Source organism: Campylobacter sp. US53 (assembly GCF_004378995.1).
GTDB classification, from domain to species: domain Bacteria; phylum Campylobacterota; class Campylobacteria; order Campylobacterales; family Campylobacteraceae; genus Campylobacter_D; species Campylobacter_D jejuni.
Map to the genome: position 1 here is coordinate 105,811 of NZ_RYYH01000002.1, position 12,957 is coordinate 118,767.

At 32.2% G+C, this 12,957-nt stretch carries 12 protein-coding genes; 4 read left to right on the forward strand and 8 right to left on the reverse strand.

Annotated elements, in window-relative coordinates; translation table 11 throughout:
• Positions 1–2: 2 nt before the first annotated feature.
• Positions 3–1,247 (reverse strand): phosphopyruvate hydratase, encoded by a 1,245-nt coding sequence (eno, locus tag ELQ05_RS02700; protein ID WP_052794988.1) that lies wholly within the window; start codon positions 1,245–1,247, stop codon positions 3–5.
• Positions 1,247–2,278, reverse strand: a complete 1,032-nt coding sequence (gene recA / locus ELQ05_RS02705) for a recombinase RecA (RefSeq protein ID WP_002851424.1) — start codon at positions 2,276–2,278, stop codon at positions 1,247–1,249. The genes eno and recA overlap by 1 nt, the downstream gene beginning before the upstream one ends.
• A gap of 106 nt (positions 2,279–2,384) precedes the next feature.
• On the opposite strand from recA, the gene ELQ05_RS02710 reads away from it, so the two are divergent.
• From ELQ05_RS02710 to ELQ05_RS02720, 3 genes are read left to right on the forward strand one after another with little or no spacing between them, the layout of a single operon-like run.
• The gene (locus ELQ05_RS02710) at positions 2,385–3,245 is read left to right on the forward strand and encodes a menaquinone biosynthesis family protein (RefSeq protein WP_052794989.1); all 861 of its coding nucleotides are present in this window, start codon (positions 2,385–2,387) and stop codon (positions 3,243–3,245) included.
• 11 nt (positions 3,246–3,256) lie between these two features.
• Positions 3,257–3,526, forward strand: coding sequence for a flagellar biosynthesis protein FliQ (gene fliQ / locus ELQ05_RS02715; RefSeq protein WP_002851290.1), 270 nt, complete (start codon positions 3,257–3,259; stop codon positions 3,524–3,526).
• Entirely contained in the window at positions 3,523–4,299 is a 777-nt protein-coding gene (locus ELQ05_RS02720; RefSeq protein WP_070316598.1) for a UDP-N-acetylmuramate dehydrogenase, read from the forward strand. Before fliQ ends, ELQ05_RS02720 begins: the two co-directional genes overlap by 4 nt.
• 23 nt (positions 4,300–4,322) lie before the next feature.
• Here ELQ05_RS02720 and ELQ05_RS02725 read toward each other — a convergent pair whose 3' ends face one another.
• The 6 genes from ELQ05_RS02725 to topA form a co-directional block, all read right to left on the reverse strand.
• Entirely contained in the window at positions 4,323–5,093 is a 771-nt protein-coding gene (locus ELQ05_RS02725) for a hypothetical protein (protein ID WP_079862121.1), read from the reverse strand.
• Between the two features lie 39 nt (positions 5,094–5,132).
• Positions 5,133–5,897, reverse strand: coding sequence for a 3'(2'),5'-bisphosphate nucleotidase CysQ (locus ELQ05_RS02730; RefSeq protein ID WP_044306343.1), 765 nt, complete (start codon positions 5,895–5,897; stop codon positions 5,133–5,135).
• An 80-nt stretch (positions 5,898–5,977) separates the two neighbouring features.
• Entirely contained in the window at positions 5,978–7,246 is a 1,269-nt protein-coding gene (locus ELQ05_RS02735) for a citrate synthase (RefSeq protein ID WP_070316600.1), read from the reverse strand.
• A 113-nt stretch (positions 7,247–7,359) separates the two neighbouring features.
• Positions 7,360–8,535: a cation:proton antiporter gene (locus tag ELQ05_RS02740; RefSeq protein ID WP_070300798.1), complete on the reverse strand. Its 1,176-nt coding sequence runs from the start codon at positions 8,533–8,535 to the stop codon at positions 7,360–7,362.
• The gene (locus ELQ05_RS02745) at positions 8,516–9,352 is read right to left on the reverse strand and encodes a biotin synthase (RefSeq protein ID WP_002932087.1); all 837 of its coding nucleotides are present in this window, start codon (positions 9,350–9,352) and stop codon (positions 8,516–8,518) included. The genes ELQ05_RS02740 and ELQ05_RS02745 overlap by 20 nt, the downstream gene beginning before the upstream one ends.
• A 1-nt stretch (position 9,353) precedes the next feature.
• Positions 9,354–11,456: a type I DNA topoisomerase gene (topA, locus tag ELQ05_RS02750; RefSeq protein ID WP_070300799.1), complete on the reverse strand. Its 2,103-nt coding sequence runs from the start codon at positions 11,454–11,456 to the stop codon at positions 9,354–9,356.
• A 194-nt stretch (positions 11,457–11,650) separates the two neighbouring features.
• On the opposite strand from topA, the gene ELQ05_RS02755 reads away from it, so the two are divergent.
• Positions 11,651–12,922 (forward strand): MFS transporter, encoded by a 1,272-nt coding sequence (locus ELQ05_RS02755; RefSeq protein WP_070316601.1) that lies wholly within the window; start codon positions 11,651–11,653, stop codon positions 12,920–12,922.
• The last annotated feature ends 35 nt before the right edge of the window (positions 12,923–12,957 follow it).

Genomic DNA, 12,957 nt, shown 5'->3' on the forward strand with positions numbered 1-12,957 from the left:
GCTCAGAGCTTTTCTCCTAAGTATTCATCGCTTTCAAGTTCAATTTCAAGCAAGCGATTGTATTTTGCGGTTCTTTCACCTCTTGCTAGGGCTCCTGTTTTGATTTGTCCTGTATTTAAAGCCACAGCAAAATCTGCTATAAAAGCATCTTCACTTTCGCCACTTCTATGACTCATCACACATTTATAGTTATTTCTTTGCGCTAAACGCACAGTTCTCATAGTTTGGGTAATAGTTCCGATTTGATTTGGTTTAATAAGCACAGCATTTGCCATTTTTTTGATGATGCCTTCTCTTAAAATATCTTCATTAGTTACAAATAAATCATCGCCTACAAGCTGAATTTTATTGCCCAATTTTTCAGTAAGCTTTATCCAACCTTCAAAGTCATTTTCAGCTAAGCCATCTTCGATACTGCAAATTGGATATTTTGCACAAAGTTCTACATAGCATTCGATCAAATCCTCGCTTGAAAAAGCCTTGCCTTCCATGTGATATTTGCCATCTTTGAAAAATTCTGTACTTGCCACATCAAGAGCGATTTTTACACGATTTTCATAACCTGCTTTTTTGATACAAGTCATTAAAAGATCGATAGGTTCTGTGTTGTTAGCTAAATTTGGAGCAAAACCGCCTTCATCACCTAAAGCCGTAGAATGTCCAGAATTTGCGAGTTCTTTTTTTAATATCGCATAAATTTCACAAACTGAACGCAAAGCTTCTTTAAAGCTAGTAAAACCAAAAGGCATGATCATAAATTCTTGAAAATCTACATTGTTGTTTGCATGAGCACCGCCATTTATGATATTACACATTGGCACGGGTAAAATGCTCGCATTTGCACCACCTAAGTAACGATACAAAGGCATTCCCAAAGCAGCCGCAGCCGCACGAGCTGTTGCCATAGATACGCCTAAAGTCGCATTTGCACCTAAATTTGAGTAATTATTTGTTCCATCAAGCTCACGCAAAGTATCATCAAGTTGAGTTTGATTAAAAGCATCTAGTCCTAAAATTTCATCTGCAATGGCCTCATTGACATTTGCAACAGCTTTTAAAACGCCTTTTCCGCCAAATCTTTCATCATTATCACGCAATTCTAAAGCTTCTTTTGAACCTGTACTTGCACCACTTGGAACTATGGCTGCACCTACACTTCCATCGCTTAGCGTAACTTCGGCTTTTACGGTTGGATTTCCTCTACTATCAAGAACTTCATAGGCTCTAACATCTTCAATTACTAACATTATTCCTCTCCTTCGTCATCTTCGCTACCGCTGATCATACCTTCTATTCCCATAGAATTTTGAATTGCTTTTGTGATTTCATCTGCAATTTCAGGGTTTTCTTTTAAGAAAGCTTTTGAGTTTTCTCTACCTTGTCCAAGTTTTTTATCTTTATAAGAAAACCACGCACCACTTTTATCTACGATATCAAGTTTTACACCATAATCGATCAATTCACCTTCACGACTTAAACCCTCTCCAAACATCACATCAAATTCAGCTTGTCTGAATGGAGGAGCAACTTTATTTTTAACTACTTTTACTTTAACGCGGTTTCCTATAGGTTCTTCGTTTTGTTTTAAGGTTGCTACTTTTCTAACATCTAAACGCACAGAAGCATAAAATTTTAATGCATTTCCACCTGTTGTGGTTTCAGGAGTACCATAACCCATAGCACCGATTTTCATACGAATTTGGTTGATGAAAATTACTGTGGTATTCATTTTATGAACTATACCTGTAAGTTTTCTTAGAGCTTGAGACATAAGTCTTGCTTGAAGTCCTACATGTTGATCGCCCATATCGCCTTCAATTTCTGCTTTTGGGGTAAGTGCTGCAACGCTATCTACTACGATAAGATCTACTGCACCACTTCTTGCTATAGTTTCTACAATTTCTAAGGCTTGCTCTCCAAAATCAGGTTGAGAAACATACAAATCATCTGTATTTACACCCAAATTTTTAGCATATTTTACATCAAGAGCGTGTTCTGCATCGATAAAAGCACAAACTCCACCTGCTTTTTGGCATTCTGCGATAATGTGTAGAGTTAGAGTGGTTTTACCTGAACTTTCAGGCCCATAAATTTCTATAATTCTTCCTTTTGGAACACCGCCTATACCTAAAGCAAGATCAAGCCCAACTGAACCTGTGCCTATGCTATCGATTTGCTCGACTTCTTTATCCCCTAGTCTTAAGATAGTACCTTTTCCAAAGGTTTTATCTAAACTTTTTAGGGCAGCGTCTAGGGATTTTCTTTTATTATCATCCATAACTTTCCTTAAAAATTCTAAATTTTTAGTTAGAATTCTAACAAAATAAAATTAAATAACAATTTATTTTGCTAGAATTAAAGCAAAGATTTAAAGGAAATTAAAGATGAAAAAAATCACTATCGCACATTCTCCTGATGCTGATGATATTTTTATGTATATGGCTATTAAATTTGGATGGATAGGGAATGATTTTGCTTATGAAAATACAGCTTTAGATATACAAACTTTAAATGAATTTGCTTTGAAAAATGAATTTGATGCTACGGCTATTTCTTTTGGACTTTATCCTTTAATCGCTTCTGAATACGCTCTTTTACGCACAGCAGTAAGTTTTGGCGAAGGTTATGGACCAAAGCTTATCAAAAAAAAAGATACACATTTAAAAAGAAATTTTAAAGTTGCTTTAAGTGGAGCAAATACCACCAATGCTTTAATTTTTCGTATAAAATATCCTGAAGCAAGAATTATTTATAAGAATTTTTTAGACATTGAAAATGCAGTTTTAAGTGGTGAAGTAGATGCAGGAGTTTTGATCCATGAAAGCATTTTAGAATTTGATCAAAGTCTTTGTGTAGAAGCAGAACTTTGGGATATATGGCTTGAATTTGCTAAAGAAAATTTACCTTTACCTTTAGGTGGAATGGCTTTGCGTCGCTCTTTGCCTTTAAGCGATGCGATTAAGATCGAAAGAGATTTAACCAATGCTGTAAAAATTGCCGATGCAAATCGTAAAATTTTAGCCCCCATGCTTATGGAAAGAAAACTTATCCGTGTTAATGAAGAAAAACTTAATACTTATCTTAATTTATATGCCAATAAAAACTCTATTAGCATGAATCAAACTCAACTTTTAGCTGTAGATACGCTTTTTAAACTAGGATATGATTATAAATTTTATGATAAAATCATACATGTAAATGATTATCTTATCCCTAGCGAATACGAAGAAGCTAGAAATTCTTAAAAAGGATAAAAATGGACGAAAGTACCTTAGTTGCTCTTGGAGTACAAACCTTTAAAATCACACTTTTACTTTCCTTGCCTATGCTTTTAGCAGGACTTATTGCAGGGCTTGTAATCAGTATTTTTCAAGCAACTACACAGATTAATGAAATGACACTTTCTTTTGTTCCTAAAATCATCTTGGTTGTGGTTATTTTAATCTTTTTAATGCCTTGGATGACTACGACTATGATTGATTTTACTGAGAATATACTAAATCAAATTCCAACTTTTATCAAATGATCATTGATTTTAAAAAATACTCTTCTGTGCGTATAGGAAATGAATTTGAAGTTTTAGTTTTGGATCAAATTTGTGATTTTGATGGTTTTTTAATAGGTGGTGCAAACAACCTTTTAGTTAGCCCAAAACCTAAAAATATAGGAATTTTAGGAGATGGTTTTGATTTTATACAAATTTTAGATCAAAATAAAGATTTTATACATCTTCGCATAGGCTGCAAAACAAAATCAAGCAAAATGTATCGCTTTGCTAAAGAAAATAATCTTAAGGGTTTTGAGTATTTAAGCAAAATTCCTGGCACACTTGGTGGGCTTTTGAAAATGAATGCAGGGCTTAAAGGAGAGTGCATCAGTCAAAATTTAATCAAAATTGCTACTTCTCAAGGCGAAATTCTAAGAGAAAATATAAATTTTGATTATCGTTTTTGTCCTTTAAATATGCCTTTTTTTTGGGCTGAATTTAAACTAAATTTTGGCTTTGATACCCTTAAAGATGAAGCTTTAAAAAATGCAAGAAGCAACCAACCTAGTGGAGCAAGCTTTGGCTCTATCTTTAAAAATCCAAAAAACGACTTTGCAGGACGTTTAATCGAAGCTGTAGGGCTTAAAGGCTTTAGTAAAGGAGATGCTATGTTAAGCGATAAACACGCAAATTTTTTAATCAATAAAAAAAATGCAAGTTTTGAAGATGCGTTTTTTCTTATCGAATTGGCTAGAAAAAAAGTCTTTGAAGAATTTGGCATAAACTTAGAAAATGAAGTGATTATTATCTAAAAATTTTTCAATATATCTTTAAATTAATTGATAGTTGATTTTAATTTTTTTATTTCATTATCTATAACACTAGCTAACATTTTTGGCATTTGATTTACAATATCTTGATAATTTTGTTTTGCATCTTGATCTTTTAATGTCAAATTTAATTCTGCATTTTTTGCTGCAAGAATTTTTCCATTCCTTGTAGAAATAATTTTAAAATTAACATTAGCCACACCCTCTTTACTAGTTGTGATAAAATAATTTGTAATATTTACATAAAAATCTTGCAAATTTACCACCACAACATAATCTGTAAATTTAGCATACATTTTAGCCTTATCTTTTTCTTGTGTTAAAAAAGGACTTACATTTATAAGTTTTGCATCTTTAGGGCTAAAATATGACAAAGTTTTAGGACTTTGATAAATACCATTTGCAACAGAATTAACCCAATTAAGCTTTAAACTTTGAATCAAATTTTTAGCAAATAATGTAGAAAATTCCTTATCACTCACCCTAAAACCATCTAAAAAATAACCAAAATTTTTCCTAGAAGTTAATACAATAGCAAAATCAATATCCTTATCTTTGGTGATTTGCGATTTTTTTTCAATTAAAGTAGAACTATCAAACAATGCTTTTTGTTGATTTAAATTTGGATTTGCAACATTTTGATTTAGATCTATTACTTCAAAGCTATCTGCGCTTTTTTCAATTTTAATAACCTTTTTCTGAGAAAAATTATTCGCTAAAAGATTAGAACTTAAAACTAAACTTAAAAACAAAATGAAACAATACCTCATCTTCATCCTTATAAACTATTTAAATATAAAATTATACTCTTTATTTTATAAAAAATCTTGTAAAAAATTCCTAGATGAAACACAAATAAAAGGACTGGATTTATAATTTAAAGGGTTATATAAAATGTATTTTTTAGAAAAATCGCCCATAAATCCTCCATTTTGATTAATCAAAAAATCTCCTGCTACAATATCCCAAATATTAAGCTTTTCAAATCTTTTATAAACTCCTGCCCTAGCCTCTAAAATAGCACAAAATTTCAATCCAGAGCCTATATTAATAGCTTCTAGTTGATACTCTTTTGCAAAGTCTTCATCTTCTTTGCTAAGATGATTAACACTCAATAAGGCTTTATATTTATTTTTCTCGTATTCTTGCTGGTCAATTTGCAAAGGTTTATCGTTTTTATAAACCTTGGTTTTTGCATGAGCATAGAATATATCACCTTTTGATGGATTTTGTATAAGCGATAAAACAGGGCGATTGTCATGAACCAAACTTATCATAACGCAAAATTCATCACTGCCTTTTAAAAAACCACTTGTTCCATCAAGAGGATCGATAAGCCAAAAAGTTTTTAATTCTTCACACTCTTCTTTGCTGAGTAATTTTTCTTCTGATAAAATTTTAATATCCGTAGAACCTAAAATATCATTTAGAATTTTATTAGAAGCAAGATCTGCTGATGTAAGCGGGCTTTTATCTTCTTTTTCCCAAGTTTTGAAATTTTTTCTCTCTTCTAAAATAGCTTTAGAAGCTTGATTGCTAGCATTTATAGCAATTTCTAAAAATTTATCAAGATTAAGCATGATTATAAGACTTTCTATAAGATTTTTTAAAATTATACAAGAAGATTTTGTGGAATTTTTAATTTCCACAAAAATTTTAATTAAACTTTACTAGTTTCACCCAAATAAAGTTGTCTTGGACGGACTATTTTAAGACTTTCTTGCTCTTTTTGTTCTATCCACTGAGCTATCCATCCTGGGGTGCGCCCTATAACAAATAAAGTAGCAAACATTTCATTTGGAATACCTAAGGCTTTTAAAATAAGTCCGCTATGAAAATCAACATTCGGATATAACCCTCTTTGAACAAAATAATCATCACTTAAAGCAATCTCTTCTATACGAGTTGCTACTTTAATAAGATTGGTATCAATATCCAACTCATCAATAAGTTGATCACGAAGTTTTTTAAGCACTTTTGCTCTAGGGTCAAAATTTTTATAAACCCTATGCCCAAAGCCCATCAAGCGGAAAGGATCATTTTTATCTTTAGCTCTTTTAATGAATTCATCTACCCTATCAACACTACCTATTTGCTCAAGCATTCTAATAACACCTTCATTAGCTCCACCATGTGCATGACCCCAAAGTGCACCAATACCTGCTGCTATACAGGCATAAGGATGAGCATGAGTTGAACCCACAGCACGAACCGTTGAAGTTGAAGCATTTTGCTCATGATCTGCATGAAGCATAAAAACTGTATCAAGTGCTTTTACTTCTATAGGTTTAAGCTCCACATGATCGTAAGGATAGGTTCTTAGCATATATAAGAAATTTTCTGTAAAACCACGATCTAAATTTGGATAAGCCATAGGAAAGCCATGTTTATATCTATAAGCGGTGGCGACTATAGTAGGGATTTTAGCGACTATTCTAGCTGCCATTTCCATATATTCTTCTTTTACATTCATGTTTAAATGATCAGGATAAAAAGCACTAAGCGATGAAACAGCACCTTGTAAAACTGCCATAGGATGAGCATTATCAGGGAAAGAATCAAAAAGACGATGCATACCTTCATGGATAAAAGAACGTTTTTTCATTTCATAACGAAACGCTTCAAGACGCGTAGCATCGGGTAGTTCTTTATAAAGTAAAAGATGAACCACATCTAAATAAAGTTTGTTTTCAGCAAGCCACTCTATAGGATAGCCACGGTGCATTAAGATCCCGTTTTCTCCATCAATATAAGTGATTTTTGATTTACAAGTAGCTGTAGAAGTCAAGCCCTCATCATAAGAAAACATTCCTGTTTGTTTATAAAAACTTGACATATCTACAACGCTTGGCCCAGTTGTACCATCATATATAGGAAATTCATAGCTTTTTCCATTTCTATTATCGGTTATAGTAACGGAATTTGACATTTTCGCTCCTTTTATTGTTGCTTTTATTAATTCTAACAAAAAAGGACGATTATGAGTTTTTTATTATTAAATTTTTAAGATTTTGTTTGCTTTTTTGAGTAAAAAAGTAACTTTCATTTTTTAGAATTAGAAAGAAATTTAATCATACTCATAACAATAATAGCCTCAAATAACGCTGTTAAAATAAGTGCTGAATAAAGCTTCTCATCAATAACCTTGCCCGAATAACCCAAAGTAGCTGTTGCTATAAGCAAGGTTAAAGGCATAGAATGACTAAGACCAAATAAAATCATATTTTTAAAACCAATTCTTTTTAAAAAAACACTTGCACATAAAATTCTTAAACCCACCATAACAAACATAAGTAAAAATGCTTGTAAAACGATTTTATAATCTAAAATCATTTTAAGATCAAAGGTTGAACCTATATGGATAAAAAAAATAGGGATCAAAAACCCGTGTCCAAAAGTAGAAAGCTTGTGCTCAAGATCTTTTTTATGATCAAAAAAAGTAGCTATAAATGAACCTGCTATAAAAGAACCAAGAACGATTTCAAGTTTTGTAATAACCATAGCAACAATGATCAGTATAAAAATGGCCATACAAAATCTTATATCTTTTTCATTTTTATCTTCCCATGGCATAAGCACAACTTTAAGCTGAGGATACCACCAAAAAAGCACACCAAGCATTTTAAATCCGAGTAAACAAAGCCCCAAAAAGATATTAAGATATAAAATACTTTGCGCTACATCAATAATATCTGTTCCTTCGCGCAAAAAAGCTCCCGCTATAGTCAAAAGCACAATAGAAATCACCTCAGCTAAAGTAGCTACTATCATAGCAATATTTAGCCAATAACACTCTTTTCCAAAATCCTTAAAAAGCAAAGATAAAAGCCCTACACTCATCACAGGTATAATGATAACAAATACTAAAGAAAGTCCAAAAATCCATACTATAAGAGAAGATAAAGCGTAAAGTAAAAAAATATAAAAAAAACTTTTTTTGACAACTTCTTTATCCATATTAAAAAAGGCTCTTAAATTTACCTCCATGCCCGCTATAAACATTAGATAATAAAAACCTACATTGGCTAAAAGTGCAAAATTTTCACTTTTTCCTATGAAACCAAAATATGCTATTATTGCCCCTAAAATAATTTCAGTAGCTGAAAGAGGCAAGCGTAAAATTTTTGCAATATGCGGAGAAAAAAGTAAGCATAAAGCTATAACAATAAGAATTTTTAGATCAATTAAACCTTGCGGATCAATGACACTCTGATGCAAAAGTAAATCCCATTTCTTTTAATTTTACTATATCTTGACTTGGTTCTTCACCTTTAGTGGTTAAATAATCCCCTATAACAATAGCCCCAGCACCTGCTTGAAAAATTTCATACTGCCTTTCTTGCAATACCACTTCACGCCCACCTGCTACCATTACCACGCTTTGCGGTAAAGCCTCTTTGGTGTCACGCACGATTTTTAAAGCTTCATCAGCACTAAGTCTTGGAACTTGTAGTTTTAAATTTTCATTGGCTATAAAAAAATTAATAGGCGTTGAAAAAGGCTGTAATTCTTGCAAAGATTTTCTAAAACTTAGCCTATCTTCTTCACTCTCACCCATACCATAAATTCCACCACAACAAAGCATAAGTCCTGCTTCTTTAGCGTTTAAATTGGTTTGAAATCTACTTTCCCAAGTATGAGTGGTGCAAATTTGTGGAAAAAATTCCTTAGAAGTTTCAAGATTGTGATTATAAGAAAAAATTCCTGCTTTTTTAAGTTCTTTGAGTTGTTCCACACTTGCCATACCATTACAGGCAATTAAAAGCAAATTAGGCACTTCTTTTTGCACAGCCTTAGCAGCCTCACAAACATACTCAAGCTTTTCATCATCAAGCCCAAGTCCTGCTGTAACCAAACAAAAACCCAAGGCTTCATTTTTCTTTGCCATTTTCGCTTCTAAAACGATTTGTGAAAGTTCTTTGCGACGATATTTTTGAATATCTGTTTTTACATGGGCACTTTGGGTACAGTATTTACAGTCTTCTGAACAATTTCCACTCGCTATATTTGAAATAGCACAAAGCATGATTTGCATTCTAATCCTTCATTTCTTTTTTGATTTTGCACTTTAAGCATTCTAAGAATGTACCTTTTTTAAGCTCTTTTATCACTAAAGTTTCGCCACACTCTTCGCATTTTTCTTCACTTGGTTTGTATTTGCTTATAAAATTGCATTTTGGATAAGCACTACAGCCATAAAATTTACCGCGTTTTGAAAAGCGTTCTACGATTTCACCTTTTTGACAACTTGGACAAGTAATACCTGTACCATTAGCTTTAGCTTTTGCGGCAGTATCTTCGCTTTCATTTTTACTTTCACTTTTTAAATTTCTTGAATACTTGCATTTTGGGAAATTTAAACACGCTACAAATTCTCCAAAACGCCCTTTTCTAATAGCAAGTTCCCCGCCGCAATCAGGACAACTTTCACCTAGTTTTGTGACAGTTTTTTGACTAGCAATTTTTGTTTTTCCTTCTTCGATTTTTCTCATAAAAGGATAGTAAAATTCTTTTAAAGTTTCTTGCCAGTCTGCCTTATCTTCTGCGATTTCATCTAAGGTATTTTCAAGGTTTGAAGTAAATTTACTATCTACTATATCGCTAAAATTTTTTTCAAGCACTTCGGTTACATTAAAAGCAACATCGCTAGGAATGAGTTGTTTTTTATCTATTTTTACATAATCACGGCTTGTAAGTATAGAAATGGTTGGCGCATAGGTAGAAGGACGACCTATGCCTAAACTTTCAAGTTTTTTTACAAGTCCTGCTTCTGAATACCTTGAAGGTGGTTCGGTAAAATGCGAGTTCATTTCTAAATTTTGTATTTTTAAATTTTCACCTATTTTAAAATTTGGTAAAATTTTATCCTTATCCATATCACCATAAACTTTATAATATCCATTAAAAAGGATTTTTCTACCGCTTATTTTAAAAACTGCTCTATCATTTTTTACAAATACATTTTGAGTTTGAGAAATAGCAGGGTTCATCTGACAGGCTAAAAAGCGATTATAAATGAGTGTGTAAAGTTTTAGCTCATCTTTGTCTAAAAATTTGGCCGCAATTTCTGGAGTAAAACTTAAATTTGTAGGGCGTATAGCTTCATGAGCTTCTTGAGCACCTTTGGCTTTTGTAGTGTATACATTTGCTTTGCTTGGAAGATAGTCTTTGCCAAAATTTGCTTGTATGAATTTTCTTGCATTTTCTATAGCTTCTTTGGCTAAATTTAAACTATCGGTTCTCATGTAGGTAATAACCCCCATCACGCCTTCATGGGTATTTACTCCCTCATAGAGTTTTTGAGCTATCATCATGGTTTTTTTAGGGTTAAAACCAAGGCGATTGCTAGCACTTTGTTGCAAGGTTGAAGTCATAAAAGGAGGCGGCGGAGCGATTTTTCTTTCTTTGCTTTCAATGTCGCTTATAACATAAGCTTCATTTTTACAAGCCTCTAGTATAAGCTTAGCACGATCTTTGTTGGCAATGGTAAGTTTTTCTATCTTAGCTTTGTCAAACTCAACCAGTTCTGCATCTAAATCTTTTTGAAAAATCATATCTATACTAAAGTATTCTAGGGGTACAAAGGCACGAATTTCTTTTTCACGATCGACTATGATCTTTAAAGCCGCACTTTGAACACGCCCTGCGCTAAGCCCTCTTTGAATTTTTTGTCCCAATAAGGGGCTGAGTTTATATCCTACAATGCGATCTAAAAGGCGTCTAGTTTGCTGAGCATTTACAGAGTGCATATCTAATTTTCTTGGATTTTTTAAAGCATTTTCTATAGCGTTTTTAGTGATTTCATGAAAAACAATACGTGGTAAGGTGTTTTCATCTTTTCCTATAGCTTTTGCAATATGGTAGGCTATAGCCTCTCCTTCTCTATCCTCATCCGTTGCAAGATAGACTTCTTTGGCATCTTTAGCCTTGCTTTTAAGTTCTTTAACTAAGGCGCTATGATCACTTGTGATTCTATACTCAGGGATAAATTCATCATCTTCTATTTTAATCCCAAAGCTTGATTTAGGCAAATCTCTAATATGTCCTTTAGAAGCGATAACTTCATAATCTTTTCCCAAAAAATTTCCTATGGTTTTAGCTTTTGCAGGAGATTCTACTATGATTAAATTTTTCTTCATTTTGCACCCTTGTTAAATAAAAAGCTGAATTTAGCTAAAAATATTTAAAATTCTACTTATAAAATATATTTTAATCAAGCTAAAATATTTTAAAAACAAAACTATCATAACAAAATAAATAAAATATAATTTTAAGTAATTTTAAATACAAACCATAATTTTTAGAGTATAATAAAACAAAAAAGGCAAAAATTATGAATGGCAAAACTTATAAATTTCATCCAAATGACACGAAAATGGATAAAAAAATAATTCAAATTACTGAAAAGTCCGGATTTAAAGCGGCTGTGTTTTCTATGGCCGCTATGACTATGCTAGGAAGTGTGGTCATTTCATCTGCTCTGCCTGCTATCAACAGACATTTTGAAGAACTTTTAACCCAAAGTGGCGCTACTCTTGCTTCAAGTTTCACATTAGCCCATCTTGATATACTTGTTCGCTTAGTTTTAACCATCCCTGCTATTTTTGTTGTCATTTTATCTCCATTTGCTGGTATTTTAATGGATAAATTTGGCAAATTAAAATTCATTCTTCCAGCTATGGTGGTTTGGACTATTTCTGGAGTAAGTGGCTTTTTCTTAAATGATATTTATGCTATACTGACTTCAAGAGCTATTTTTGGTATGGCAACTGCTTTTATAATGACAGGTGCTTCGGCTTTACTTGGAGATTATTATAGTCGTGGTGGCTTTAATCGCAGAGAAAATGCTTTAAGTCTTCAAGGATTTTTTTGTGCGGTAGGGGGTGCTGTTTTTATTTCTATTGCAGGATTTGTTTCGAGTTATTCTTGGCGTTATCCTTTTTTAGTATATGGACTTGGAATTTTAATTACCTTAATGGCTATCATTTATCTTTTTGAACCTAGAAAATTTAAATTCTATAATCATACAAAAATAGAAGCAAAAACAAATTATTGGCAATTTTTCCCTATCTATTTTATAGGTTTTTTTATCATGGTAGTTTATTATATTTCGCCAACTCAACTTCCTTACTATATAGAAGAACATTTAGGATTGGATCCTAAATATATAGGTATTTCGATGTCTGTATCTGCACTATGTTATGGTTTTTTCTCTCTAAGCTATAGATATATTATAAAATTCTTAAGTATTAAAACTATCTATGTTTTAACTCTTTTTATCGTATCTTGTTCTTTTTTGCTGCTTTTTTTAGTAGATAGCTTTTTCACAGTTTTAATCACCTTAGCTTTGCTTGGAATGGGTGGAGGTATTATGCTTGTAAATAATACGGCTTATCTTTTTTCAATCTGTCCTGAAAATGCTCGCGCTAGGGCTTATGGAATTTTAGCAAGTTGTATATTTTTAGGACAATTTTTAAGTCCTATTATCTCTCAACCCATCGTTAGACAAATGGGTCTTGTAGATGCTTTTTTAATATGGTCAATAGTAATTTTTATAGTGTGCATTGTGTTTTTATTTTTAAAGCAAAAACCTAGGATAAATTAATTATATTCTTCATAATTTTTAATTAAACCTGATAA